Origin of the sequence: Aestuariirhabdus litorea, assembly GCF_003864255.1 — a bacterium.
Classification (GTDB): Bacteria; Pseudomonadota; Gammaproteobacteria; order Pseudomonadales; family Aestuariirhabdaceae; genus Aestuariirhabdus; species Aestuariirhabdus litorea.
Genome location: NZ_QWEZ01000001.1, coordinates 1,801,886 through 1,828,806 on the forward strand (window position 1 = coordinate 1,801,886; position 26,921 = coordinate 1,828,806).

Below are 26,921 nucleotides of genomic sequence, written 5' to 3' on the forward strand. Positions count from 1 at the left end.
CTAATGTGGCGCGCCCGGCACGATTCGAACGTGCGACCGCCTGGTTCGTAGCCAGGTACTCTATCCAGCTGAGCTACGGGCGCCGTACAGCGCCGCGTACTATAGTGATTTCGACCCCCGGAGTCAAATGCTGACCAACTCCGCTCCAGATAATGGAGACTTCGGTAGGTGGCCGATGCAGATGCTGGTCTATAGTTCGTATCAATATCCGCTACAGGTCATCGAAAGGCGAATGGCCACCGACCTTGTCGCCCCGCCCCATTGACGGACCCCAGTCGCCATGAGCTACTACCAGAAGCTACGCCCCTCCGCCCGCCAGCTACTCGTCGGCAGCCTCCCTGCGCCACTCAACCCCAAACAGCGAGTGGTGGTGTCCGGGGTTCCTCGCAGCGGTAGCTCCTGGCTTGGCAAAACCCTCTCCCTCTGCAAAGGGGTGGACTACTATTTCGAACCCGATGAGGCGTTGGGGCCCGGCTACTACGACAAATACCTCGCCGCCGGGGACCACGACGAGCGGCTGCTGAGCCATATCCGGCGCTCCCTCAAGGGTCAGGTTGTGAATGAGTATGCCATTGCAGAAAAGGGGCTAAGGGAGATTATGTACCGCTCCCTTGCCGACGTGGTACTGCTTAAATGGGTACGCATGTCGCTGGCGCTCGACTTTTTCGCGGCCCATTACCCTGATATACAGGTGGTTCAGCTGGTTCGACACCCCGCCCCCCAGTTTCTCAGCTGGCGCGAGCGGGGGTGGGACCCAGCACATGTCCTGCGAGGGCTCTGCCGGCAACAGCCGCTCATTAATGGCCCGCTACGGCAGGCAACATGCCGAGCAGATGAAAAATACTCAGGAGTTCTGGGCTAGCGCCGGCACCCTCTGGGGAGCAATGACCAGCATGCAGCTGACGGTTCACCGTCCGCACTGGATATTAAAAGAACATGAGTGGTACTGCGCCGATCCGGCGCCTCGAATACGCTGGCTGGCCGAAACACTAGGGCTTGACTGGACAGATCGTGCTGAAGAGTTCCTCTCTCCCGCCCGCAGCAAAGCCTCAGGGCCAGGTTATGGGGGCGACGCGACTCGACTCGGGAACTGTCCAAGTGGCGCTCCCAGGTAAGCTCACAGGAACTGGCCACCATCGCCTCGGCTATTGAGCCCTTTGAGTTGCCATTCTATCCCGGCCTTGACGCTGAGAGACATTGGAGCGGATAAAGTAGGCCACCACTACCCGGCTCCAACCTTCTGCGCGACGCGGTGACTATTGACCTGATATCAACCGACCACTGGCCCAACGAAAAAGAGCCCAACCTTACGGTTGAGCTCTTTTCCTAATGTGGCGCGCCCGGCACGATTCGAACGTGCGACCGCCTGGTTCGTAGCCAGGTACTCTATCCAGCTGAGCTACGGGCGCTAATCTATTTCGCGTTGCTAAAGTGGCGCGCCCGGCACGATTCGAACGTGCGACCGCCTGGTTCGTAGCCAGGTACTCTATCCAGCTGAGCTACGGGCGCCTTTAGCAAGCGCGCGTACTATAGTGATTTCCTACCCAGGAGTCAAACCCAAACCACAGTACACTTAAAAAACCACAGGGCTGAGGCTTCGCCACTGGGTGGCTCGTTTCCCATGCTACGCATTGTGCGAACCGCGAGGCTTCTCAACCTCTTTCTCCGGATATTAAAAGACACAAACAAAAATGCCCGGCTAAAAAGCCGGGCATTTTTGTTTGTGTATATGGCGGAGAGGGAGGGATTCGAACCCTCGATACAGTTTCCCGTATATACCCTTAGCAGGGGCACGCCTTCAGCCACTCGGCCACCTCTCCAACGCGCGCAATAATACCAGATTCAGAATAAAAACAAAGGGCATCGGAGAAAAAACTAAAGCGCGGCGGCTTATTCCTCGTCCTTCTCCTTTTGAATGCGCTGGTAGATCTCTTCACGGTGAACAGCAACCTCTTTAGGCGCATTCACACCGATGCGGACCTGATTACCTTTCACTCCCAAAACGGTGACAGTAACCTCGTCACCGACCATCAGGGTTTCTCCTACCCGGCGAGTCAAAATCAGCATAATTATCTCCTTGTTTCCGTTAGCACCCCCCTGCAGTCACCGCAAGAAACGGCTCAGGCCCGGACGCTCAACTTATTCATGCCAGCTCACCCTGGGGTCAGTCTTGGCCTCAATGCCAACTACCAAGCAAGTTGGTAGCCCACGTTTTAAACACTCCCAGTTTAGCCTGTGATTGCACAGGCTAAATGCGTATTTCTACTGCTCTTTACCGGAGTTCTACTCAGGCTCACCCGTAATCTTATCCAGTTCAAAGGCTGAGTGTAGTGCCCTGACCGCAAGCTCGAGGTATTTCTCTGCAATCACTACCGACACTTTAATCTCAGAGGTGGAGATCACCTGGATATTGATACCCTCTCGCGCCAGGGCATCAAACATGGCCGAGGCCACACCCGCATGGGAGCGCATACCCACACCGACGATCGACACCTTGGCAATCTTGTTATCACCCACCACCTGTGTGGCACCCAGCTCCTTCGCGGTTGCCTCCAGCACCTCAAGGGAGTGGTCGAAGTCGTTGCGGTGCACGGTAAAGGTAAAGTCGGTTGTCTTATCTTCGGATACGTTCTGGATAATCATATCCACTTCGATATTGGCACGACTGATCGGACCCAGGATTTTGGAGGCAACCCCCGGAATATCCGGTACACCCTTGACGGTCAGCTTGGCTTCATCGCGGTTAAAGGCGATACCTGAAATCAGTGGATCTTCCATCTCGTTATCTTCCTCGAAAGTGATCAGGGTACCGGGCCCCTCTTGAAAACTGTGGAGCACCCGCAGGGGTACATTGTATTTACCAGCGAACTCTACGGATCGAATCTGCAACACCTTGGATCCGAGGCTGGCCATCTCCAGCATCTCCTCAAAGGTAATGCGGGGCAGTCGACGTGCGTTATCGACAACACGGGGGTCGGTAGTATAGACACCGTCCACATCGGTGTAGATCTGACATTCATCCGCCTTAAGCGCTGCCGCCAGCGCCACCGCGGTGGTATCGGAGCCTCCGCGACCGAGGGTGGTGATGTTGCCTGCCTCATCCATACCCTGGAACCCGGCAACCACAACGACACGCCCTTCCGCGAGATCCGAGCGCATATGCTCCTCGTCGATCTTTTTGATACGTGCCTTGGTGTGGGTACTGTCGGTACGGATGCGGACCTGACCACCGGTGTAGGATCGAGCCGGGCATCCGCGTTCATTCAACGCCATCGAGAGCAGCGCAATGGTGACCTGCTCGCCGGTGGAGACCAGCACATCCATCTCCCTGGGCGTTGGACGCGCCTGTATCTCATTCGCCAGCCCAATGAGGCGATTGGTCTCCCCGCTCATGGCAGATACCACCACCACGATATCATGCCCCTGCTCTCGGAACCCCTTAACCTTGTCGGCCACCGCCTGGATACGCTCTACGGTACCCACCGACGTGCCCCCGAACTTCTGTACGATCAATGCCATCGTGGAATCTGCAACCCTCTATGCTATGGGGAAAGCTCCCCTATTTATCTCTGTCCCTATCATCCTGGCCAGCCAGGGCTGGCCGGCCATCTCTCCATTAAACGAGCCAACCGGTTTTAGCCTAGCTGCTCCTTTACCCATCCCTCGACCGAGGCAACGGCAGCGGGAAGCGCAGCCACATCGGTTCCGCCGCCCTGGGCGAAGTCGGGACGACCGCCCCCCTTTCCACCCACCTGGGTGGCCACCATCTTGAGGAGGTCCCCTGCCTTAATCTGCCCCGTCAGCTCTTTGCTGACACCGGCGGCCAGGCTCACCTTGTCGTCGGCGACTGTGGCCAGCAGCACTACACCATTGCCGAGCTTATTCTTGAGCTGGTCGACCATATCGCGCAACGACTTGGGATCCACTCCGTCAAGCTTCGCCGCCAGCAGCTTGATGCCCGCCGCCACCTCGATCGCCTCCGCGGCCAGGTCACTGCCTTTGGCGCTGGCCAGCTTCTGCTTCAGGGTTTCCAGTTCACGCTCGAGCTGACGACTGCGATCCTGCAACTGCTGCACCTTCTCGGGCAGCGCCTCACGCCCCCCCTTGAGCTGACTGCACAGCTGGGCGATCAGGGTCTCACTGGACTCGCTCCAACGCCGTGCCGCCTCGGCAGTAACCGCCTCGATGCGACGTACTCCCGCCGCAATACCGGCCTCAGTGGTAATCACCAGCGAGCCAATATCACCCGTGCGTTCCACATGGGTGCCTCCACAAAGCTCAACCGAGAAGCGATCCTCACCCATCGTGAGAACCCGCACGCTGTCGCCGTACTTCTCGCCAAACAGCGCCATCGCACCCAGCTCCTGGGCATGATCCATGTCGGTTACCTCGGTCTGAACCGGGGTATTGGCACGAATCTGTGCGTTAACGATACGCTCGATCTCCCGCAGCTGCTCAGGCTTGACCGCCTCGAAATGGGAGAAGTCAAAGCGCAGCTTTTCATCATCCACCAACGAGCCCTTCTGGCTGACATGCTCCCCCAGCACCTGGCGCAGCGCCGCGTGCAGAAGGTGGGTCGCCGAGTGGTTGCAGCGGGTAGCGGCGCGCTTGTCGGCCTCGACCCTGGCGGTCAGGGTGTCGCCGGCCTTCAGCTCTCCCTCGACCAGCTCACCGAGGTGGACGTGGTTATCCCCCTCTTTCTGGGTGTCGCGCACGATCATGCGTCCCCCCTGCCACACCAGCTCACCCTGGTCGCCTACCTGGCCACCGGATTCGCCGTAGAAGGGGGTATGGTCCAGCACCACCGCCACCGGCTGACCTGCAGCCACCGCAGCGCAGGGCTCATTGTTCACAAACAGGGCCCGCACGGTCGACTGATCCTCCAGGGTCTGGTAGCCGGTGAACTCAGTCACCCCTTCGATGGCAAGACCGGCGTTGTAGTCGACTCCAAACTTGCTGGCGGCACGGGCACGCTCGCGCTGCTGTTCCATTGCGGTCTCGTAGCCGGCCATATCGAGGCTCAGCTCGCGCTCGCGGGCAATATCGTTGGTCAGGTCAACGGGGAAACCGTAGGTGTCGTAGAGGGTAAAGATGATCGAGCCCGGGATCTCGCTGCCCTCCATCCCGGCAATCGCCTCCTCGAGGACCTTCATCCCCTTGTCGAGGGTTTTGGCGAACTGCTCCTCTTCCTGCAGCAGCACCCGCTCAACCAGCGCCTGCTGCTCCTTGAGCTCGGGATAGGCTTCCCCCATCTCGGCCACCAACGCCGCCACCAGCTTGTGGAAGAAGGGCTGCTTCTGCCCCAGCTGGTTACCGTGGCGAATGGCCCGACGAATGATGCGGCGCAGCACATAACCCCGACCCTCGTTGGAGGGGATTACCCCATCAACCACCAGGAAGGAGCAGGAGCGGATATGATCCGCGATCACCCGCAGGGATTTGTTTTCCAGATCGTCGGTGGCGGTTTCCCGGGCAGCCTCCTTCAGCAGGTTCTGGAACAGGTCGATCTCGTAGTTGCTGTGAACCGACTGCATCACCGCGGCAATGCGCTCCAGCCCCATACCGGTATCCACCGAAGGCTTGGGCAGCGGTGCCATGGTGCCATCGGCACTGCGATTGAACTGCATGAAGACGACGTTCCAGATCTCGATGTAGCGATCGCCATCCTCTTCGGGAGAACCGGGAGGCCCACCCCAGATCTCCTCTCCGTGGTCGTAGAAGATCTCGGTACAGGGACCACAGGGGCCTGTATCCCCCATCGCCCAGAAGTTATCGGAGTTGTACCGCCCACCCTTGTCGCCGATACGGATGATACGGTCGACCGGCACACCAATCACCTGGCTCCAGACATCAAAGGCTTCGTCATCCTCCTGGTAAACCGTCACCCACAGTTTTTCGGTGGAGATATTGAGCCACTCGCTGGAGGTCAGGAACTCCCAGGCGAACTGAATGGCATCACGCTTGAAATAGTCACCGAAGCTGAAGTTACCCAGCATCTCGAAGAAAGTGTGGTGGCGCGCGGTGTAGCCTACATTTTCAAGGTCATTGTGTTTGCCACCGGCCCGTACGCAGCGTTGGGAAGTGGTGGCCCGGCTGTAGGGACGCTTGTCATCGCCGAGAAAAACATCCTTGAACTGCACCATGCCCGCATTGGTGAACAACAGGGTGGGATCATTTCCTGGAACCAGAGAGCTGCTGGCCACAATCTGGTGCTGTTTACTGGCAAAGTAGTTCAGAAATGCACTGCGAATCTCTGTTGTCTTCATAGACCTGACCTGGAATCCCTCGAGCGTGTAAGGTACCGGCACCAAGGCGCCTGCATAGAAAAAAGTAGCGCATTATATAACGAGGCCCAGCCATCGCAAAATGGCCGGGCCTCCTGATCGGCTTGAATTCAGGGGAAAACTCCCCTCTGCAGGCTATTTTTTCGCTTTCATTGACTCAAGGCGGGCAAACAGACTGGAGGTGTCCCAGCGATTGCCCCCCATCGCCTGCACCTCGGAGTAGAACTGGTCCACCACCGCGGTGACCGGCAGATGGCTCCCATTCTTGCGTGCTTCGCTCAACACAATATCCAGGTCCTTACGCATCCAGTCCACCGCAAAGCCATGCTCAAACTCACCCGCGAGCATGGTTTTATAGCGATTTTCCATCTGCCATGACTGCGCCGCTCCCTTGGAGATCACCTCCACCACCGCCTCGGCATCGAGACCGGCATTGCGGGCAAAATGCAGCCCTTCGGAAAGCCCCTGCACAACACCGGCAATACAGATCTGGTTCACCATCTTGGTCAACTGGCCGGCTCCGGCCGGTCCCATCAGGCGCACCGAGCGAGCGAAGGCCTGGATCAGTGGCTCTGCCTGTGCGAACACCCCGGCGTCCCCCCCCACCATGACCGTCAGCACTCCGTTCTCGGCTCCCGCCTGCCCACCGGAGACCGGGGCGTCAAGGAACCCGACCCCCTGGCTGGCCGCCGCCGCAGCCAATTCACGGGCCACCTCCGCCGAAGCCGTGGTGTGGTCAATAAAGATCGCCCCTTCTCGCATCCCTGCAAAAGCGCCCTCGTTACCGAGGGTCACCGCCCGCAGGTCATCATCGTTACCCACACAAGCAAAGACGAAGTCCGCCCCCTCGGCCGCCTCGGCCGGGGTCATCGCCGACTCGCCACCGTAAGTGTCGACCCAGGCTGCTGCCTTGGCCGCCGTACGGTTGTAGACCCTGACCTCATTCCCCTGTTTGGCCAGATACCCCGCCATGGGGTACCCCATCACCCCCAACCCGATAAACGCTACCCGTGCCGACATCCGATCGCCCCCCTCAGTAAGTGCAAGATTCAATGCTTCCCAGTGTACAACAATGCCTGTTGCCGGCAACCGGCACAGAGGGGTCAGGGGTCAGGGGTCAGGGGTCAGGGGTCAGGGGTCAGGGGTCAGGGGTCAGGGGTCAATATGAAGCCACCTCGCCCCGGCAAGTAAAACGACCAAAGGTCGCGCACAGCCGCTAAGGGCAGATGAGAACGCTAATGGGAACGGCGCGCCCGCCCCTGATCGATACCACTGAAGGCGTTCATCCACCCCTCATAGTCGGAGTCTTCACTGGGAAGAATACGAAACCCGGCGCAGGTGGAGCCGCCATCAGAGGGAGAACACCAGCACACCTCGGCACTCAACAGGTAGCGACGCTGGTGATCGGTGACGGAGATACAGATTTGCAGCACAGTCCCAACCGCCACCTCCTGGTCGAGAATGGCCCTGAACCCCTGCTGCGAGATATCCCGTGTGCGGGCCGACACCGTTTCCCCGCTTAACAGATGATCGTAGGAGGAAGCGGCCATTTGCACCAATACCCGCTCAACCCGGGGTACCCGGTTCCCTCGACGCTGCTCGTTCGCCACGCTCTAATCCCCATAAGCTGTCTTTGAGAATGACATTAAGCATAGACCAGTTTACGAAACCCGCGTCAGTCGGGGCGCTCAGCGCGATACGCCAGTAGCGCATCCATCTCGGGCAGGCATCCGGGCTCTCGGTGGTTACGCGCCTCCAGATAGGCGTGACAAAACACCCTGAAGTAGTTCTGCAGCTGGGTCGCCGACTCCAGCTCCCCCTCCCCTCGCAACAGCTCAACCGCCACTTCCGCCGTGCAGAGCTGGCGATCGCTGCGGGATCGGCGAAGCCCATAGCTCGAGGGCGACTCCGGTTCCAGTGACAACAGCGGCAGTCCGTGCAGGTAGGGGCTTTTGCGGTAGATCTTCAGCGCCTGCTGCCAGGTACCGTCCAGCAGCAGAAAAGCCCTGCGCCCCGCTCCCTTCTCGGAAAAAGCAGCCGATCGCGGGTTAAGTGGTGCCATCTCACGGGGAAACACCAGCACCGGTCGATAGCGAGCATCCTCCAGCAACGCCAACAGCTCGGCATCGGGTTCGGTCCGCTGCCAGCGAAAGAAGCGCACATCGGGGAGGCAGGCGCCGATCAGGCGAGCGCTGTTGCTGGGTTTAAAAAACTCCTTGCGATGGGTGAGGATCCAGAAGCTGCAACCGGAGGGAAGCCGCGGACGGTAGCCACAGATGCAGGCCCCCACGGGCAACTGGCACTCTGTACAGCGCTTAACCCCGGCCCCGCGCCCCTCATAGTTCAACCCCACAGCTCGCCTCCGCTACTTGAAGATGGTTGCCGGCGGTTCGGCAGAAACGCCTCGGGGAGAGCTTAAGCCGGCGCCAGGTACCAGCGCCAGTCCTGTTCCCCCACCTCCCCCATAAAACTTTGGTACTCCCGCCGCTTCACCGCCAGGTAAACCCGCAGAAATTCGGCCCCAAAAGCCTCGGCGGCCCAGCTCGACCCGGCCAACAAATTGAGGCTGCTGAGCCAGTCGGTAGGAATCGCCTGCTGCTCCTGCAGGTAACCGTTGCCCTCGGTAATGGGACCCGGAGGTATACGGTTGCGGACTCCGTGCTCAATGGCCGCCAGTACCGCCGCCGCTGCCAGGTAGGGATTGGCATCGGCGCCACAGATCCGGTGTTCGATATGACGACTGGCGGCGGCGCCACCCGGAATACGGAACGAGACGGTACGATTGTTCACCCCCCAGTTGCGCCCCAGCGGCGCATAGCTATTGGACTGGAAGCGCCGATAGGAGTTGGCATTGGGGCAAAACAGGGCCAGCGACTCCGACAGGCGATCCATCATGCCACCGATCGAATGGTGCAGCAGGGGGGTCCCGGTTGGGTCCTCGCTGGCGTACAGGTTATTACCCTCGGCATCAGCAAGACTCACGTGAAGGTGCATACCGGAACCCGCCAGCTCGCCGAAGGGTTTGGCCATAAAGCACGCCTGATACCCGTGCCGGGCCGCAACGCCCTTCACGACCCGCTTGTAACGAACCCCTTCATCCACGGCCTGCAGGGCGTCACTGCGATGCTCCAGGGTAAGCTCGAGCTGGCCCGGCGCATACTCGGAGATGGCGGTGCGTAATGGCAGCCCCTGGGCGGCGCAGGCCTCATAGAGGTCATCGAGAAAGGGGTGCAACTGCTCCAGCTCGGCGACCCCATACACCTGGGGCGATGCGGGTCGCTGCCCATCGGCCTGTAGGGCCGGCTGCGGAGAACCGCAGGCATCGGGACGCTGATCCAATAGATAGAACTCCAGTTCAACCGCCATCACCGGGTGATACCCTCCCTGCCGCAGGCGCTCGATGGTCCTGGTCAGCACCTGTCGCGGGTCCGCTACCGCGGCGGGCAACCCGCTCTGCGGATGCATTGCAACCTGTACCTGTGCCGTTGGCCGGCTGCGCCAGGTCTGGCGCGCCAGGCTGCCGGCGATCGGGTAGGTCCAGCAGTCGGCGTCGGCCACATCCCACACCAGCCCACTCTCCTCCACATCCTCCCCCTGAATGGTGAGAGCCATGATAGAGCTGGGCAAAGGTCGACCACTGCGATAGATCGGCAACAGTTCCGAGCGGTGGAGCAGCTTGCCCCGGGGCACACCGTTGGGGTCGATCAAAAACAGCTCAACGGCTTCAATATCGGGGTTTTCATCGAGGAAGCGGCGAGCCTCCTCCTCATTAGCGAAATTCATCATGGATTACCTCTATCGGCTGGGGCAGCGCCATCTCGGGTCGTAGCCCCTCTAAAAAGACCTAACTGCGGGCACCGGGTATGGCCAACAGTTCCCCTATGCCCTGGTCCAGGGTCTCAATCAGGCGAGCCACATCCTCCCGGCTGGTGTCGGGGCAACAGAGGGTCATGTTGTGAAAGGGGGTAATCAGGATACCTCGGTTGATCAGGTAGAGATGGAGGGCCATCTGCAATTCATCGTGGAATGCCGCCTCCGCCTGCGCCCCTGTTTTGGGAGGAGTGGGGCAAAACTGGAACTCGCATCGAGCCCCTAGCTGGGTCACAGACCACTGCAGGCGGTGGTCACGAATCACCCGACGAAAGCCCTCCGCAAGCTCAGCGGCCAGCGGCAGCATATGGTCGTAGGCCTGCTGGGTCATCACCTGCTCCAGGTTAGCCCGCATGCAATGCATGGCCAGCGCATTGGCCGACAGGGTGGTGCCCATGCCACTGTGCCCGTGCCCCGCTGTCTCTTCGCTGGATCCCTTGCCCACAGACGCCATCGCCTCGGCCATCTCCGCGCTACAACCATAGACACCGCAAGGCACGCCGCCGGCAATTGGTTTGCCGACCACAAAGAAGTCAGGGTCCAGCTCCCACTGGCGGGTGCACCCCCCCATCCCGGTCGAGATGGTATGGGTCTCGTCGATCACCAACAGGCTACCGTACCGGCGGGTCAACTCCCGGCACTTGGCCATGAAGCCAGGGTCAGGCAGCACCATGCCAATATTGGTCATCGCCGGTTCACACAACAGGGCTGCCACATCCCCCTGTGCGAGGGCCGCTTCGAGCGCCTCCAGGTCATTAAAAGGGATTGAACGGCTGTATTGGGTCAGGTCATAGGCTTGCCCCACCAACCCCGAACGGTGCACTGTCTGCCCCTCGCGACAGCGCACCATGACATCGTCAACGGTGCCGTGGTAGCAGCCATCAAACACCAGCAACACCTTGCGCTGGGTAATGGCACGCGCCCAGCGCACCACAAACCGGTTGGCATCGGTGGCAGTGGTAGTGACCTGCCAGTAGGGCAAACCGAAGCGCTGGCTGAGCAGCTCCCCGCAGTGGATCGCGTCCTCCCCCGGCAGCATGGTAGTTAATCCACGGGCACCCTGCTCGGCTATCGCATGGGCGATGGGATCCGGTGAGTGGCCAAACATAGTGCCCGTGTCCCCCAGGCAAAAGTCGACATACTCATGGCCATCCACATCGTAAAAACGCGCCCCCTTGGCGTGACTGACAAACAGCGGAACCGGAGTTGACCAGTCAGACATCCAGTGCATGGGTACCCCCTTGTAGAGGGAAGCACGTGCCCGCTCGGCCATCGCAACGGACTGGGGGTTATTAGATAGAAAACGCTCGCTTTCACGAGCTGAAAAAAGCGCCACCGCGCTGGAATCGATACCACTGGAAGTCATTATATTGAACGCCGTGTTTTATTTTATTTACAGTCGGTCAAGAATGACGGGATATTCCAGTGGCGTCAAGCAGCAGAACAACGGCCGCTACAAGAATTTAACGGGCCTCGTCGACCACCCCGTTTTCCAGCGTTCCCAGCCCCTCCACCTGCAGACTGACAACATCCCCGTGTTTCATCCATTTGGGCGGACGGAAGGAAAAACCAACCCCGGCCGGTGTGCCGGTGGCGATCACATCTCCGGGTTTAAGGGTCATGCATTCACTGAGGATAATGACCAGCCGCTCCATATCGAAGCACAGGTGATCGATGTTGCTGTCCTGCACCAGCTCACCATTGAGTCGGGTCTGCAGTCGTGCCCCCTTCAATCCCCGCGGAAGCTCATCGGCGGTGACCAGATAGGGACCCAGCGCCCCTGTACTGTCAAAATTCTTGCCGATACACCACTGTGGGGTTTTCATCTGATAATCACGAATGGAGGCATCATTGAAGATGCAGTAGCCGGCTATCGCATCCAGCGCATTATCAGGAGTAGCATGACGGATTTTTTTGCCGATGATGATAGCGACCTCGACTTCGTAATCGAGCTTATCCGAGCAGGCAGGACGAACAATATCCTCACCATGTGCAATCAATGAACCGGCGGTACGCAGGAAGATCTCGGGGTACTCAAGCACCTCACCACCGGACTCCTTGGCATGGTCGGCGTAGTTGCGGCCGATGCAGATCACCTTCTCGGGGTTATCCACCACCGGTAGCAGCCTGATCTGGTCATAGCTGATCAGGTGCTCTTGATGGTCACCTGCAGCCAATGCCTCAAGTTGAGGCCTCCACTGTTCGAGCTGTTCCAGCAAACCACGCATGTTCCGAGGCAGCGAGGGTAAAGCGCTCGCAAGATCGAGAATGCGTTCACCCACCACAAGCCCAACACCCTGCTGCTGGCTCGACCGGTTAATAAAGTTGATCAATTTCATAAGGACTCTTTCTCAAGTAATGAGGATCTCTCATCAGTATCTCCAAGCTGAACTTCTTAGCTCGATGAACTGTGAACAGATAGGCTATTAATTAATTTTTGTGAGCAAATCTCGCTCTTCAAAAAACGCAAGGATATTCTTTATAGCACAACCGACCATGGCGCCGCGACACTGTGCCGTTGCGCTGCCGATGTGAGGAGCCAGGGTCACGTTAGGTAACGTCAAAAGACCGGGGTTTACCTTCGGCTCATCTTCATAGACATCGAGCCCTGCTGCGGCGAGGTGCCCTCCTTTCATGGCATCCACCAGGGCTTGCTCATCGACCAAGGGACCACGACCGGTATTGATTAATACCGCATCGGGCTTCATCGCCGAAATTCGCTCGGCATTCATAATGTGCCGGGTTGACTCATTTAAGGGACAGTTGATTGACACGATATCGGCCTCTCCCAGCATAGCGTCCAGGTCGGCATAGAAGGTTGCCTCCAGTGCAGCAGCGGCCTCTGGCTTTGGGTTAGGACCGTGGTAGAGGATCTCCATATTGAACGCCCTGGCGCGGCGCGCAACCGCCTGCCCAATCTCGCCAAAGCCGATGATGCCCAACCGGGTTCCGTGTACCGTTTTACCCAGAGCGCCCACCGGCTGCGTGTCACTCCACTGCCCTTCACGTAAAAAACGCTCGTTGGCTGTGAGCTGACGACTGGCGGCGAGGATCAACAGGAACGCCAGGTCGGCCGTGTCCTCCGTAACCACTGGCGTTGTAGTCACACTGATCCCGCGAGCCGAAGCTGCCTCAAGGTCAATATGATCGTAACCGACCCCGATACTGGCGATCAGTTTGATGGAGTCGGGAAGTTGAGCAATCAAGGTGGCATCAATGGGGTCGAGTACAGTAGTCAAGATCGCCTGTGCCCCCTCGAAGACCGAGGGGTCCCCCTCATAGAGTTTGGTTTGCAGCGTTTCACCATTGGCGGTCAGCGGGGGCAAGGGTAGCGGGCGGATCAAAACAAAGGTAGAGGTCATAACTGCTTCTCTATAGGGTTGCGTATGGAAAGGGCTGCGTTGGGCGTCCCGGTTACAGAAAATCGTTCAACAGGGCCAGCAACTCATCGGGCTTTTCCTGCGCCGGGTAGTGCCCGCACTCGAGACCGGCACCGCGGACATCGATCGCCTTATCCTGCCAGGTTGCAAGAACATCAAAGAGCTGTCCCATGGGACCCAGCGTACCCCACACCACCAACAGGGGGCAGCTGATCTTTTTGTGCTGATCAGCCCGGTCGTGCTCCAGATCAATGGTCGCTCCGGCGCGATAGTCCTCACAGGTGGCATGAATCACTGCAGGATCCGTCATATTGGCTTCGAAGGCAGCCAACACCTCCGGCTCAATCGCCTCAACACCGCCAAGCCGTGACCCCAGCCCCCGATGCAGGTAGATCAAGGGGTCTCCGCCGATCAGCCGTTCTGGCAGCGGGTGTGGCTGGGTAAGAAAAAACCAGTGAAAGTAGGCCTGGGCACTGGCGTGAGTAACCTGCTCGTAGAAAGTACGGGTTGGAATAATATCGATCAGGGTTGCATTGAGTACCCGGTCCGGGTGGTCCAGACAGAGTCGGTGGGTCACCCTTGCCCCCCGGTCATGCCCGACAACCCGGAAGCGCTCGTGCCCCAGCGCATCCATAATCGCAATCATATCGCTCGCCATGGCGCGCTTGCTGTAGTTGGCATGATCGGCTGTACCGACCGGCTTATCGCTGGCGCCGTAGCCCCGCAGGTCGGGGCAGATCACCTGATAGCCTTCAGCTACCAGCTTCGGTGCCAAATCCCACCAACACAGATGGGTTTCCGGGTAACCGTGTATCAGCAGCAGGGGTTCTCCCTCTCCGGCGATATAAACGCAGATAGAGAGATCACCACTGCGTACAAAACGCTGTTCAAATTGCTGCATGCCAAACCTCTGCTCATTATTATTGGTGGTTAGCGCGGGCGGAAACCCCTATCACTCAGGCTCAAGGAGCATTATAGAAAGCAAAACCGGGGGGCGATCACCCCCCATTTGGGGGTATAAAATACTACAAAGCCCCTTCTTTTCGCCCTCCCCAACCACTCCTGATGCCACCAGAACGCCTCTCACTCCTATTCAGAATGCAGACTGACAATGGATATGGAACTCCGGCGGTCATCGACTAAACTCGATAGTCAGCCTTACCTTCTTCAGGGTGCGCCCTGCGCCCCTTCGCCTGAGGAGACCATCATGCTCCCGACTCCATGCAACAACTGGTGTGCCCTGCCTCACTTTCTCACGGCAGCCCTACTGACATCAGCGGGAGTGGCTTCGGCCCAAAGCGGAGCTGGCATCTATGAGGGAAAACCCGTACCCATAGGCAATGGCACCGCCCGAACGGTGGTTAAAAGTAACGGGCAGGGAGAGGTGATTTCAATCGGGGTCGTGTTTACACCCGAGATGCTCGAAGGTCTGCCCAGTGCGTATCAGGGTGAGTCCCCGAACTTTCCCTACCCGCTATCGATGCCGACAACCGGGCCAGCAACAATGGTTGATCACGTCCTAATCAACTGGGAGTCAGAGGGGCATCCACCACAAAAGGTTTACGACGTACCGCATTTTGACTTCCATTTTTACCTGGTCAGTCCATCGGAGCGGATGAAGGTTTCTTTTGGCAGCCCCGAGGAGTCCGCGGCCCCTGAACAGCAGCCATCGACCGACCTCCTGCCCGAAGGCTACCTTCTGCCACCAGGCACCGCCGTACCCCAAATGGGCGCGCATGCGATCGACCCGACTGCGGCCGAATTCAATCAGCAGCCTTTTACCACCACCTTTATTTACGGCTACTACAACCGGCAACAGACTTTCCTCGAGCCGATGATCTCTCTGGCGTTCCTTCAGTCCAGGCCCGACTTCACGAGCGCGGTACCTCGGCCCCAAGCCTACAGCAAGCCGGGACCCTACCCCTCCAGCTACAGCGTCAAATATCACCCGGCCACCAACCTGTACGAGGTTTCCCTAGGGGAAATACGCTAGTCGGGAGATACAACAGAGGACAAATGGCTCTGGGTGAGAGTTAATCCATCAGGGAACTGATCTGGTCAAAACTGAATCCACGATACTGGAAAAAGCGGATACGGCGCGCCTTTTCAGCCGCGTTAGCGGCGGGCGCTCCAGCAAACTTGCGCTGATTCAGCTCCGCCAATAGCGCAAACCAGTCAACCGGGATGCCGGACAGCACCCGCTCGTAAAGCGCTTCCTGTACCCCCCGTTGGCGGAGTTCACCCCTTATGCGCGCAGGGCCCTGATACCGGGCCAGTCGGCTACGGATAAAACTCTCTGTAAAGCGCTCATCGCTCTGCAGGTTTTCATCGGCCAATCGATCGAGTTCAGGGTCAACCAGCTCCTGCGAAAAGCGCCGTTGCAGCTTTTCAAACAGTTCCTGGCGGGAGTGCTCACGGCGCGCCAGCAGGTTCATGGCGGCGCGCCGGATATCGGCGGATTCAGACATCGAGTGCCTAGGCCTCGGTGGGTTCTTCCTTGCTCACCACAGCGCCACTGGCGGGAATATCGAAGTGCAGGCGAATCTTGTCCTCAATCTCCTTCGCCATGACCGGGTTATCCTCAAGGAACTGGGCGGCGTTGGCCTTGCCCTGGCCGATCTTGTCCCCATTATAGGAGTACCAGGCGCCGGCCTTGTCGATCAGTCCCAACTTGACACCCAGGTCGATCACCTCACCCATATGGTAGATGCCCTGGCCATAAAGAATCTGGAACTCGGCCTGTTTGAAGGGGGGAGAGACCTTGTTCTTGACCACCTTGACCCGGGTCTCGTTACCGATCACCTCTTCCCCCTGCTTGACCGAGCCGGTACGGCGAATATCAAGACGCACGGAGGCATAGAATTTCAGCGCATTACCGCCAGTGGTGGTTTCCGGGTTACCGAACATCACCCCGATCTTCATACGGATCTGGTTGATGAAGATCACCAGGCAGTTGGCCTGCTTGATGGAGCCGGTCAGCTTACGCAGCGCCTGCGACATCAGGCGCGCCTGCAGGCCCACGTGGTGATCTCCCATCTCGCCTTCGATCTCGGCCTTTGGGGTCAGGGCCGCCACCGAGTCGACGATCACCACATCAACGGCGTTGGAGCGCACCAGCATATCGGTAATCTCCAACGCCTGTTCGCCGGTATCGGGCTGGGAGACGTAGAGGTCATCGACATTAACTCCCAGTTTGCCGGCATAATCGGGGTCGAGGGCATGCTCCGCATCGACAAAGGCGCAGGTCGCGCCTGCCTTCTGCGCCTCGGCAATCACCTGCAGTGTCAGCGTCGTCTTACCGGAGGATTCTGGCCCGTAGATCTCGACAATCCGGCCCTTAGGCAAGCCGCCGATACCCAGCGCAATATCCAGGGCCAAAGAGCCGGTAGAGATGGCGGGGATCGCTTCGCGCTCATGGTCACCCATGCGCATCACCGCGCCCTTGCCAAACTGGCGCTCAATCTGGCTGAGTGCGGCACTTAACGCTTTTTGCTTGTTCTGATCCATTACTGGCACCTCTAAATGTGTTCCGGAGTCTGTTCAGGTTGGGAGCTGACCATTGATCGGCCCCTGGTGAAAAGATTACTTTAAAATCATTTTACTGTATAGATGAACAGTATTAAAGCACAGTCTGTTTACCTTGCCTAGCCCCCACATTTTCACCTGTCGCTTTTAGCGACATATCAGGGCTAGTATCCCCTCAAGGGCAGCGACTACCGTCTGCTCACGGACCGAGCGGCGCCCCCCCGAAAATTGAAAGCGACGGGCCAGGGCAGGGTGCCCTCGCTGCTGCCAGGCCACCCACACCGTTCCCACCGGTTTCTCCGCACTGCCCCCTCCGGGGCCAGCCACCCCGCTGACAGCGACAGCGACCGTGGCGCCAGAACGCTCAAGCGCACCGGCGGTCATCTCCATCACCACCGCCTCGCTGACTGCCCCTGCATGGGCAAGGGTCTGCTCGCTCACCCCCAGCATCCGCTGTTTGGCGGCATTGGAGTAGGTCACAAAGCCGGCGTCAAACCAGTTGGAGCTACCAGCCACCTCGGTAATCGCGGTCGCGACTCCGCCACCCGTGCAGGATTCGGCCGTCGCTAAGATAGCGCCGGAAGCCTCCAGAGCCTGCCCCACCCGATGTGCCAGGGTATCCATCTGTTGCGACCACGAATCCATACTCTCCTCCCGCGATGGGTATCGCCCCTTTCTCAGTCCTGCCATTATCACGTAGAATCAAGCTCCCGTTAATTCCCTAATTCCAGATTCCAGCCGGGAGAGATTCACCCCCCATGGCAGCGGTCAAAGACGCACAGACAACCCACACCCCTATGATGCAGCAGTACCTTCGCATCAAGCAGCAGCACCGTAACGAGCTGGTGTTCTACCGCATGGGGGACTTTTACGAGCTGTTCTACGACGACGCACGCCGTGCCGCCGCCCTGCTCGACATTACCCTGACCGCCCGTGGGCAGTCCGCCGGGGAGCCGATTCCGATGGCAGGAATCCCTTTTCACGCTGCCGACGGCTACCTGGCCAGGCTGGTGAAACTGGGTGAGTCGGTGGCGATCTGCGAACAGATTGGCGACCCCGCTACCAGCAAAGGACCGGTGGAGCGTCAGGTGGTTCGGGTCATTACGCCGGGGACCGTCACCGACGAGGCCCTGATGGAGGAGCGCAAGGATACTCTGCTGGGCGCCCTGCAGCAGCGGGATAACCGCTTCGGGTTGGCGGTGCTTGATATCAGCAGCGGCCGCTTTCAGGTGACCGAGCTGCACAGCGAAGAGGCGGTCCAGGCCGAACTCCAGCGACTGGACCCGGCCGAGCTACTGGTATGCGACGAGCTGATTCAGCCCCACTGGCTGCACAACCGCAAGGGGTTGCGCAAACGGGCTCCCTGGGATTTTGAGTATGACTCGGCTCACCAGGCCCTCTGCCAGCAGTTCAAGGTAAAGGATCTGCAGGGATTCGGCTGCGAGCAGCTGGTGCTGGCAGTGGAAGCCGCCGGCTGTTTGCTCCACTACGCCAGGGAGACACAGCGTACCGCACTGCCCCACTTGCGCAGCCTGACCCACATTAACCACGACGACAGTGTCATTCTGGATGCAGCCAGCCGTCGCAACCTGGAGATCGATACCAACCTCAGCGGCGGCCATGACAATACCCTGGCGTCGGTCATGGACCGAACCGCAACCGCCATGGGCAGCCGTATGCTCGGCCGCTGGCTGAATCGTCCTCTGCGCGACAACGCGCAGCTGCACCGACGCCAGGAGGCGATAGCCGCCCTGCTCGATAACTATCGCTATGAGCCGTTGCAACTGCTGCTCAAACAGATCGGCGACATCGAGCGCATCCTGGCCCGGGTCGGCCTGCGCTCCGCGCGCCCCCGCGACCTGGCCCGGTTGCGGGATGCCCTCGCCACGCTCCCAGCACTGCAACAGCAGCTAGCGGAGATCGACTGCCCCGCTGTCTCCATGCTGGCCGCCCAGGCTTCCGAATATCCCGCACTGGTTGAACTACTGCAAAGCGCCGTCATCGAGAACCCACCAGTGGTGATCCGCGACGGCGGGGTGATCGCAGCGGGCTACGATGCCGAACTCGACGAACTACGTGGCATCAGCGAAAACGCCGGCCAGTACCTGCTCGATATGGAGACCCGGGAGCGGGAACGCAGCGGCCTCTCCTCCCTCAAGGTGGGCTACAACCGGGTGCACGGTTACTACATCGAAATCAGCCGTGCCCAGTCCGACCAGGCGCCAGCTGACTACATTCGACGCCAGACACTGAAAAACGCTGAACGCTTTATCACCCCGGAGCTCAAAACCTTTGAAGACAAGGCGCTGAGCAGCAAGAGCCGCGCCCTGGCTCGGGAGAAGGTGCTCTATGAGTCCCTGCTCGACCAGCTCCTGGAGCAACTGGCCCCGTTGCAGGAAAGCGCTCAGGCGGTGGCCGAACTCGATGTGCTCAGCAACCTCGCCGAACGCGCCGACAACCTCAACCTCACCCGCCCCGAGTTCAGCACGGCTCCGGGCATCCTGATTGAGGAGGGGCGCCACCCGGTGGTGGAGCAGGTCCTCGACGAGCCCTTCGTAGCCAACGGTGTCAACCTCAATAGCCAGCGTCGCATGCTGATGATTACCGGCCCCAATATGGGTGGTAAATCGACCTATATGCGCCAAACGGCGCTGATCGTACTGCTTGCCTGCATCGGCAGCTACGTGCCCGCGAACCGCCTCAAGCTGGGGCCCATTGACCGCATCTTTACCCGAATCGGCTCCTCCGACGACCTGGCGGGTGGACGCTCAACCTTTATGGTGGAGATGACCGAGACCGCCAACATCCTCAACAACGCCACTGACCAAAGCCTGGTACTGATGGATGAGGTGGGTCGCGGCACCAGTACCTTCGACGGTCTTTCCCTGGCCTGGGCAGCGGCTTCCCACCTTGCCAGCGAGGTGAAGGCGTTTACCCTTTTCGCCACCCACTATTTTGAGCTGACGGCCATGCCGGAGCTGATTCCCGGGGTAGCCAACGTGCACCTCAACGCCACCGAGCACGAAGATCGCATCGTATTCCTGCACTCGGTCAATGAGGGCCCCGCGAGCCAAAGCTATGGCCTGCAGGTAGCGCAGCTGGCGGGGGTACCCCGGCCGGTAATCCAGAGTGCGCGCCAGAAGCTGAATCAACTGGAGCGGGAACAGCAAGTGGAGGCAGCGCCTCCGGCCGAGGCCCCTGCCCTTCCCCGTCAGGATGACCTGTTTGCCAGCCCCTTGCCCCACCCGGTGATCGATGAACTGCAACAGCTCGACCCGGACAACCTGACACCACGGCAAGCGCTGGAGCTGCTTTATGAGCTGCGCTCACGCCTCTAATGGATTGCTTAAAAGCGCACCCAACACCTGCTACACTAGTCGGCAGCTTGGCCTGTACCCGGCAGGTATAGGCCTTAACAACCGCCCATAACAACAGCTCACAGCCTGACTGGAGAATTGATCCCATGACTTTTGTGGTTACCGACAACTGCATCAAGTGCAAATACACCGACTGTGTCGAAGTCTGTCCTGTCGACTGCTTCTACGAAGGACCCAACTTTCTGGTAATCCACCCCGATGAGTGTATCGACTGTGCTCTGTGCGAGCCCGAGTGCCCCGCCAACGCGATCTTCTCTGAGGATGAGGTACCGGAAAACCAGCAGGAGTTTATTGAGCTTAACGCCGAGCTGGCTGAAGTATGGGACAACATTACCGAAAAGAAGGAAGCCTTGGCCGATGCCGAGGAGTGGGACGGTGTCGAAGGCAAGCTCCAATACCTGGAGCGCTAGCCTTTTACCAAAAAAAAGGGCAGCTTTCGCTGCCCTTTTTTATTGATCATCCTTAGATGACTCAGCCCTGCCGCCTAGTCTTCAAACAATGACTCACTGCTGAGCCCCTGCTTCTCCATGATGACACGGAGCCGCTTGAGGGCCTCCACCTGGATCTGGCGCACGCGTTCCCGTGTCAGGCCAATTTCCCGCCCCACCTCTTCGAGGGTGCAGGTCTCGTGGCCACGCAGGCCGAAGCGTCGTGCCACCACCTCTCGCTGCTTCTCCGACAACTCCTCCAGCCAACGATCGATGCTCTCGTTCAGGTCGCTGTCCTGCAACAACTGGGCGGGGTTGGCTTCACGTTCATCGGAGATGGTATCAAGAATGGACTTATCAGAATCGGGCCCCAGCGGAGTATCGACCGAGGTCACGCGCTCATTGAGACCAAGCATTCGCTTGACGTCCTCGACCGGCTTATCCAGCAGGTTGGCGATCTCCTCGGGACTGGGCTCATGATCCAGTTTTTGGGTCAGCTCGCGGGCAGCCCGAAGGTAGACGTTGAGTTCCTTCACCACGTGAATCGGAAGGCGAATGGTTCGGGTCTGATTCATGATTGCCCGTTCGATGGTTTGCCGAATCCACCAGGTGGCATAGGTGGAAAAACGGAACCCCCTCTCGGGGTCAAACTTTTCCACCGCGCGGATCAACCCCAGGTTACCCTCCTCGATCAGGTCGAGCAGACTGAGGCCCCGGTTCGCGTAGCGCCGTGAAATTTTAACCACCAGGCGCAGGTTACTTTCGATCATCCGGCGTCGGCCCGCCTCCTCACCCTTGATCGCGAGGCGTGCATAGTACACCTCCTCCTCAGGGGTCAGGAGAGGGGAAAATCCGATCTCATTCAGATAGATCTGGGTAGCGTCCAGACTGCGGTGGAACTTGTCATCGTCGCTCACGCGGCGGCGGGTGCGCGGCTGCGGTCGGGCAACGGCTTTCACGGTTTTACTGGTAGCGTTAGTCGTGGTTGCCTTGGACGACTCGGCCTCTCGCCGGGCTTTACCCTCCACTTCAGCCACCTCACCATCTTCCCTTTTTACTGACATCCTCATAGCCCTATACCTTATCGACGTTAATCGTGTGTAGTGTGGCCAGCAATCCCGCTAGCCCAGGGTTGTCACTATTTCTTAGGCAGATATTGCAGTGGATTGACCGGTTTGCCATTTTTTCTTATTTCAAAATGCAGCTTTTCCCGGTTAGTCCCAGACGATCCTATCTCCGCAATTTTCTGTCCCGCTTTAACGCTGTCCCCCTCTTTAACCAGCATCTTACTGTTGTGCGCGTAGGCACTTAAATAGGTACTGTTGTGCTTAACGATGACGAGTCGGCCATAGCCCAGCAAACCATTGCCGGCATACACCACCTGACCCGACGCCGCTGAGTTTACAGGCTCGCCTAATTTGCCGCTGATATCAATACCCTTATTGACCTGACCAGTGGTACTGTAGTACTGAATTACCTTCCCACGGCTTGGCCACTGCCAGGCGATGGGTCCGCTTGTTTTCTGCACACCGCTTTTGCTAACGACCGCGGGGCCAGAGACTTGAGACGAAGGCGACGGGGATTTAATCCGGCTGGCTGTGCTGCGCTTTGATGTCGAAGACTTGGGGCGAGGCTCGGCGGTTGGGGCCGGCGCCTTAGCGGCTGGAGTGTAGAGGGAGAGTTTCTGGTTCGGATAGATGGTATAGGGGGGCCGAATCTTGTTGGCGTTTGCTAACTCCTGAAAGTCCCTTCCATAGCGCCAAGCGATGGAATAAAGCGTTTCGCCGGGGCGCACCAGATGATATCCCCAGGTCACGGTGGGAGGGCGCGTACGGTCACTGACCGGGGCGTAGGGAGCATTGCTGGCACAGCCGGTCAGCACAACACCGAGCAGGAACACCAGCGATTTAAAGATCGCTAGCGCCGGCAGAAGTCGCGCGCCATTGGCCTGTGTGTGGATCCCGATCACCGCGTTTTCCCGCTTATGCTCGTAGGACAGCTGCCCGCTTTTTTATTCGTTTTTGATATATAAGAAAAAAAAAGGTGCAAAATAAATCTAAAAAAACCCTGTTCATCCAATCACGAAATGAAAATCTTTCGCTTTATTAAGTTACCTACCAAGAGACCCCGGGTCAAAAGCTCTCAGGACTCCGTGTCCGAACCACCCGCCATCCGGGTGATCAGCCACACCAGCACCATTCCCAGCAGCATTAAGCCAAGCGACTCCCCTAGCTGTGCCCCCTGCCCGAGCAGCGTTTCGTATTGGTCCGGCAACAGATTCCGCTGCAGCAGCGGCACCAGCTCCCCGGCACTGTTCTCACGCACACTCAGGGTCTCCTTCCAGGGCCACACTTTGTTCAGGGACCCCAACATCAGACCACAGAGAAATGCCAAGGTTGCCCGGTGGTGGTGGTGCAACAACCAGTTCAGCACCCGCGAGAAACTCAACAACCCGACCACGCAGCCGGCAGCCACCGTGGCCAGCACAGCCAGGTCAAAGCTGTTGATGGCGGTCAGCACCGGCGCGTAGAGCCCCATGAGCAAAAGGATAAAGCTGCCGGAGATACCAGGCAGAATCATGGCGCAGACCGCAATGGCGCCGGCGATAAAAAGGGTGGGGGTGTCAGGCTGCAACTGCAGCGGATGGGCGGCGGTAATCATCCAGGCAAAGGCAGCACCCAGCAGCAACATGCCACCGGCGGTGGGAGTCCAGCGGTCAAGGCTTCTCCCCACATAGAGGGCGGAGATCAGGATCAAGCCGAAAAAGAACGACCACACCAGCACCGGATAGGCTTGCAAAAGATGGGTGATGAGGCGGGCGAGGGACAGGATGCTCAGTAAAACCCCGCCGAACAGGGTAACGAGAAAGGTACCATCGACATGGCGCCACAGATCAACGACCCGCCCTTTCAACAGCAAGCCGACGGCGTGGCCATCAATGCGGCTCAGGCTCTCGAGCAGACGATCATAAACGCCCGTGATCAGCGCCATGGTGCCACCGGACACCCCGGGCACAACGTCCGCCGCCCCCATGGTCATCCCCTTGGCAAAGAGAAGCGCACCCTGCCGCCAACGATTCATCATTTCCCCCACCGACTCATCTAACGGATCGCTCCCGCCAACAGGGGCACAAAGCGCACTGGCTCGACCCGCTCGACGTTCACCCCCTCTTCATCCTTGCTGATCAGCATCAGCTCCTGCTTTTCGCCCCCCACGGGAATCACCAGACGCCCGCCGGGAGCCAACTGCTCGATCAGCTCCGGCGGAACCGACTCCGGTGCCGCGGTCACCAGGATGCCGTCAAAGGGGCCCTGCTCCGGCCATCCCATACCGCCATCGGCGTGTTTGAGTTGGACATTCTGCAGTTTGAGGGTGCGCAGTCGCTGGCGCGCCTTCTCCTGCAGGGGGCGAATGCGTTCGACACTGAACACCTGCTCCACCAGCTGCGCCAACACCGTCGTTTGGTAACCGGAACCGGTACCGATCTCCAGTACCCGGTGGCGAGGACCATCCGCCAGCAGAAGTTCGGTCATGCGTGCCACTATATAAGGCTGAGAGAGGGTCTGGCCGTGGCCAATGGGCAGTGCCGTGTCCTCATAAGCGCGATGCGACAGCGCCTCGTCGACGAAGATATGGCGGGGCACATTGCGGATCACATCGAGCACAGCCGCACTTGTAATTCCCTCTTCCCGTAACCGCTGAATCAGGCGGTCCCGTGTGCGCTGAGAGGTCATACCGATCCCCCGCAGGTCCACGTCATTCATTGCATATCCCCCAGCCAGCGCTCCACCCCGGAGAAGGCCTCATAATGTGTTTTATCAATCTGCAAGGGTGTCAGTGACACGTACCCTGCCTGCACCGCATGAAAATCGGTCCCTTCGCCAGCATCCTCCCCCTTGCCGACGGCCGAGATCCAGTACCCCTCTTTTCCCCGTGGATCGGTCACCCGTACCGGCTGTGGCGGTCGGGCTCGATGCCCCAGGCGAGTCAACTGAAAGCCCTTGAGCTGATCCAGCGGCAGGTCGGGAATATTAACATTAAGTATGCTTCTGGGCGGCATTGCCAATTGGTCGAGTCGAGCGAGCAGCTGGCGAACCACCTGTTGCGCCGTCACAAGGTGGACAGAGGAGCGCGAGCAAAGGGAGAGCGCCAGCGCTGGCCGCGCCAGGAAGCGCCCCTCGAGGGCCGCTGCCACGGTACCCGAATAGAGCACATCGTCCCCCAGATTAGCCCCCAGGTTAATGCCGGAGACCACCATCTCGGGGGAGGTCTCCAGCAGCCCGTTGAGCGCCAGGTGGACGCAATCGGTCGGGGTCCCATTAATGCTGGTAAATCCGTTTTCCTGCCGGGTCCAGCGCAGGGGACGATCCAGAGTGAGGGAGCTGCTGGCACCGCTGCGATCACGGTCGGGGGCTACCACTACGCAGGGGTACATCTGCGCCACCACAGCGTGCAGCGCCTCAAGCCCGGGAGCAAACACCCCGTCATCATTGGACAGTAATACCAGCACCCTGACCCCCTATTCCGTATCCACCAGTTCGCGCAACAGCGCAGTGGCATAGCCGCCACTCTCCAATTCAAAGCTGAGCAGCAGCTCATCCCCCTCAAAGTTCCAGCTCAGCCCGGCGGCCCTCGCTACCAGTCGACGCCGCTCCTGCTTCATGCCCGCCGCCTCGAGGCCACTGCAAAGATCAGGGTGCCGTGCTGCCAGCTGACGCTCCTGCTCCGCCACCCCATCACCGGTGGAGAGTTCGCCCCGACCCCACAGGGGACCCGTTGGACAGAGCTCCCGCTGCTCGAATTTGGCCAGAATATCCTCATCGACCCGATCCGCCCGCACCAGGCTCTGGTTACCAAAAAAGCCCGGCAGATCCCCCTCCCGATAGCGGTTCCAGCAGCCCGCCTCAACCCGCTCGGCCAGTAGCTGGTTGAACAGCCAGGAGCGTGCGGCCGACAGGTAGATGGAGCGACGAGCCCGGTCACGGACCCGGATCTCGCCCCGGAACAGGCGCAGTGCCTCTCCCAGGTTACCGCCCGCAAAACCGAACCGCTGCTCGCCAAAATAGTTGGGGTAACCCTCTTCAGCGATGCGCTGCAACTGCGCTACCAGCGCATCTGCGTCCCCCTCAAAGCGACGCAGCCGAATACGGAAGCGATTGCCTCGGTGCACACCTCGGCGCAACTTGCGCGGGTGACGACGCGCTTGCAGGATTCGCAGCCCCGGTTCCTCAAAGGCGGACAGGTCAGGGTCGGGCCGCCCCGGCAACTGCACACCAAACCATTGGGTGGTGATCGCCTGCCGGTCCTTGAGCCCCGAAAAGGAGACATCCCGGGGATGAACCTCGCACCACTTGGCCAGCTGGCGCGCCAGCCATTCGGTATTGTGCCCCTGTTTCTCGATCTGCAAAAAGAGGTGCTCGCCCTCCCCCTCGGGCTCAAACCCCAGCTGCTCCTCCACCACAAAATCGGCAGGCTCTCGTTTGAACTCGGCCCGACCGGCACAACCACCGTAGGCGCGGGGCCACTCGAGGCTAAAGGTCGGCGTCGAAGCGTCCGCAGTGCGATTGCTCATGGGCGTACCTTCTGCAGGAGGACAACCGCGTGGGCGGCTATCCCCTCTTCGCGGCCCGTGAAGCCGAGCTTTTCGGTGGTCGTGGCCTTGATGTTCACCTCCTCCACCGATACCCCCAGATCCTCGGCCAAGTGATGGCGCATCGCACCTGTGTGGGGGGCCATTTTTGGGGCCTGGGCCACCAGGGTCATATCGGCATTGCCCAGCCTGTATCCCTTTTCAGCCAACAGCACCATCACCTGACGCAGCAGATCTCGACTGTCGGCTCCGGCCCAGGCGCTGTCGGTATCGGGAAAGTGTTGTCCAATATCCCCCAATGCGGCAGCGCCCAGCAGGGCATCACAGAGGGCGTGTACCAGCACATCACCATCGGAGTGGGCGATCAGCCCACGGCGGTGGGGGATACGAACCCCACCGATCACTACATGGTCGCCCTCGCCGAAGCGGTGCACATCAAAACCATGACCAATTCTCACCATACTCTC

General features: G+C 59.4%; 25 protein-coding genes and 4 tRNA genes. 4 read left to right on the forward strand and 25 right to left on the reverse strand.

Features of this window, described 5'->3' with window-relative positions; genetic code table 11:
• Positions 1–6: 6 nt before the first annotated feature.
• Positions 7–83, reverse strand: a tRNA-Arg gene (locus D0544_RS08335).
• 197 nt (positions 84–280) lie between these two features.
• Between D0544_RS08335 and D0544_RS08340 the strand changes: the two genes are divergently transcribed.
• Positions 281–862: a sulfotransferase gene (locus D0544_RS08340; protein WP_125015500.1), complete on the forward strand. Its 582-nt coding sequence runs from the start codon at positions 281–283 to the stop codon at positions 860–862.
• A gap of 470 nt (positions 863–1,332) precedes the next feature.
• Here the strand turns inward: D0544_RS08340 and D0544_RS08345 are convergent.
• From D0544_RS08345 to D0544_RS08410, 14 genes are all read right to left on the reverse strand, one after another.
• Positions 1,333–1,409, reverse strand: a tRNA-Arg gene (locus tag D0544_RS08345).
• A 23-nt stretch (positions 1,410–1,432) separates the two neighbouring features.
• Positions 1,433–1,509: transfer RNA gene (locus D0544_RS08350), tRNA-Arg, on the reverse strand.
• A 221-nt stretch (positions 1,510–1,730) separates the two neighbouring features.
• A tRNA-Ser gene (locus tag D0544_RS08355) sits at positions 1,731–1,820 on the reverse strand.
• 70 nt (positions 1,821–1,890) lie between these two features.
• Positions 1,891–2,067, reverse strand: a complete 177-nt coding sequence (csrA, locus tag D0544_RS08360) for a carbon storage regulator CsrA (RefSeq protein WP_125015501.1) — start codon at positions 2,065–2,067, stop codon at positions 1,891–1,893.
• 216 nt (positions 2,068–2,283) lie between these two features.
• The gene (locus tag D0544_RS08365) at positions 2,284–3,519 is read right to left on the reverse strand and encodes an aspartate kinase (protein ID WP_125015502.1); all 1,236 of its coding nucleotides are present in this window, start codon (positions 3,517–3,519) and stop codon (positions 2,284–2,286) included.
• Between the two features lie 116 nt (positions 3,520–3,635).
• Positions 3,636–6,266: an alanine--tRNA ligase gene (gene alaS / locus D0544_RS08370; RefSeq protein ID WP_125015503.1), complete on the reverse strand. Its 2,631-nt coding sequence runs from the start codon at positions 6,264–6,266 to the stop codon at positions 3,636–3,638.
• A gap of 153 nt (positions 6,267–6,419) precedes the next feature.
• Complete coding sequence (locus tag D0544_RS08375; protein WP_279387265.1) at positions 6,420–7,337, reverse strand: NAD(P)-dependent oxidoreductase; 918 nt, start codon at positions 7,335–7,337, stop codon at positions 6,420–6,422.
• Positions 7,338–7,519: 182 nt separating this feature from the next.
• Positions 7,520–7,894 (reverse strand): PilZ domain-containing protein, encoded by a 375-nt coding sequence (locus tag D0544_RS08380; protein ID WP_125015505.1) that lies wholly within the window; start codon positions 7,892–7,894, stop codon positions 7,520–7,522.
• A gap of 65 nt (positions 7,895–7,959) precedes the next feature.
• Complete coding sequence (locus D0544_RS08385) at positions 7,960–8,637, reverse strand: tRNA-uridine aminocarboxypropyltransferase (protein WP_125015506.1); 678 nt, start codon at positions 8,635–8,637, stop codon at positions 7,960–7,962.
• A 62-nt stretch (positions 8,638–8,699) separates the two neighbouring features.
• Positions 8,700–10,070, reverse strand: coding sequence for a glutamine synthetase family protein (locus D0544_RS08390; protein WP_207905796.1), 1,371 nt, complete (start codon positions 10,068–10,070; stop codon positions 8,700–8,702).
• 58 nt (positions 10,071–10,128) lie between these two features.
• Entirely contained in the window at positions 10,129–11,520 is a 1,392-nt protein-coding gene (locus tag D0544_RS08395; protein WP_125015507.1) for an aspartate aminotransferase family protein, read from the reverse strand.
• Between the two features lie 97 nt (positions 11,521–11,617).
• Positions 11,618–12,493 carry a fumarylacetoacetate hydrolase family protein gene (locus D0544_RS08400; protein WP_125015508.1) on the reverse strand — a complete coding sequence of 292 codons (876 nt, stop codon included), beginning with the start codon at positions 12,491–12,493 and terminating at the stop codon, positions 11,618–11,620.
• Positions 12,494–12,580: 87 nt separating this feature from the next.
• Positions 12,581–13,516 (reverse strand): 2-hydroxyacid dehydrogenase, encoded by a 936-nt coding sequence (locus D0544_RS08405; RefSeq protein ID WP_125015509.1) that lies wholly within the window; start codon positions 13,514–13,516, stop codon positions 12,581–12,583.
• A 52-nt stretch (positions 13,517–13,568) separates the two neighbouring features.
• Entirely contained in the window at positions 13,569–14,435 is an 867-nt protein-coding gene (locus D0544_RS08410; RefSeq protein ID WP_125015510.1) for an alpha/beta fold hydrolase, read from the reverse strand.
• 306 nt (positions 14,436–14,741) lie between these two features.
• On the opposite strand from D0544_RS08410, the gene D0544_RS17400 reads away from it, so the two are divergent.
• Positions 14,742–15,527, forward strand: coding sequence for a DUF5602 domain-containing protein (locus tag D0544_RS17400; protein WP_125015914.1), 786 nt, complete (start codon positions 14,742–14,744; stop codon positions 15,525–15,527).
• A 40-nt stretch (positions 15,528–15,567) separates the two neighbouring features.
• Here the strand turns inward: D0544_RS17400 and D0544_RS08420 are convergent, their stop codons facing one another.
• The 3 genes from D0544_RS08420 to D0544_RS08430 form a co-directional block, all read right to left on the reverse strand.
• Positions 15,568–16,002 carry a regulatory protein RecX gene (locus D0544_RS08420; protein ID WP_125015511.1) on the reverse strand — a complete coding sequence of 145 codons (435 nt, stop codon included), beginning with the start codon at positions 16,000–16,002 and terminating at the stop codon, positions 15,568–15,570.
• A gap of 7 nt (positions 16,003–16,009) precedes the next feature.
• Positions 16,010–17,041, reverse strand: coding sequence for a recombinase RecA (recA, locus tag D0544_RS08425; protein WP_125015512.1), 1,032 nt, complete (start codon positions 17,039–17,041; stop codon positions 16,010–16,012).
• A 165-nt stretch (positions 17,042–17,206) separates the two neighbouring features.
• A complete protein-coding gene (locus D0544_RS08430; protein ID WP_125015513.1) occupies positions 17,207–17,704 on the reverse strand; it encodes a CinA family protein in 498 nt (165 codons plus the stop codon).
• A 113-nt stretch (positions 17,705–17,817) separates the two neighbouring features.
• Here D0544_RS08430 and mutS point away from each other — a divergent pair, with 113 nt between their 5' ends.
• Both mutS and fdxA read left to right on the forward strand, forming a co-directional pair.
• Positions 17,818–20,397: a DNA mismatch repair protein MutS gene (mutS, locus tag D0544_RS08435; protein WP_207905798.1), complete on the forward strand. Its 2,580-nt coding sequence runs from the start codon at positions 17,818–17,820 to the stop codon at positions 20,395–20,397.
• A 125-nt stretch (positions 20,398–20,522) separates the two neighbouring features.
• Positions 20,523–20,846, forward strand: coding sequence for a ferredoxin FdxA (fdxA, locus tag D0544_RS08440; RefSeq protein ID WP_125015514.1), 324 nt, complete (start codon positions 20,523–20,525; stop codon positions 20,844–20,846).
• A 74-nt stretch (positions 20,847–20,920) separates the two neighbouring features.
• Here fdxA and rpoS read toward each other — a convergent pair whose 3' ends face one another.
• The 7 genes from rpoS to ispF form a co-directional block, all read right to left on the reverse strand.
• Entirely contained in the window at positions 20,921–21,928 is a 1,008-nt protein-coding gene (rpoS, locus tag D0544_RS08445; protein WP_125015515.1) for an RNA polymerase sigma factor RpoS, read from the reverse strand.
• A gap of 74 nt (positions 21,929–22,002) precedes the next feature.
• Positions 22,003–22,833: a peptidoglycan DD-metalloendopeptidase family protein gene (locus D0544_RS08450; protein ID WP_243647271.1), complete on the reverse strand. Its 831-nt coding sequence runs from the start codon at positions 22,831–22,833 to the stop codon at positions 22,003–22,005.
• 173 nt (positions 22,834–23,006) lie between these two features.
• Positions 23,007–23,948, reverse strand: coding sequence for a polyprenyl-phosphate transporter (locus D0544_RS08455; protein ID WP_243647272.1), 942 nt, complete (start codon positions 23,946–23,948; stop codon positions 23,007–23,009).
• Between the two features lie 17 nt (positions 23,949–23,965).
• Positions 23,966–24,628, reverse strand: coding sequence for a protein-L-isoaspartate(D-aspartate) O-methyltransferase (locus D0544_RS08460; protein ID WP_125015516.1), 663 nt, complete (start codon positions 24,626–24,628; stop codon positions 23,966–23,968).
• Positions 24,625–25,374: a 5'/3'-nucleotidase SurE gene (surE, locus tag D0544_RS08465; RefSeq protein ID WP_125015517.1), complete on the reverse strand. Its 750-nt coding sequence runs from the start codon at positions 25,372–25,374 to the stop codon at positions 24,625–24,627. The genes D0544_RS08460 and surE overlap by 4 nt, the downstream gene beginning before the upstream one ends.
• A gap of 9 nt (positions 25,375–25,383) precedes the next feature.
• The gene (gene truD, locus D0544_RS08470) at positions 25,384–26,436 is read right to left on the reverse strand and encodes a tRNA pseudouridine(13) synthase TruD (RefSeq protein WP_125015518.1); all 1,053 of its coding nucleotides are present in this window, start codon (positions 26,434–26,436) and stop codon (positions 25,384–25,386) included.
• Positions 26,433–26,915: a 2-C-methyl-D-erythritol 2,4-cyclodiphosphate synthase gene (gene ispF / locus D0544_RS08475; protein WP_125015519.1), complete on the reverse strand. Its 483-nt coding sequence runs from the start codon at positions 26,913–26,915 to the stop codon at positions 26,433–26,435. The genes truD and ispF overlap by 4 nt, the downstream gene beginning before the upstream one ends.
• Positions 26,916–26,921: the final 6 nt, after the last annotated feature.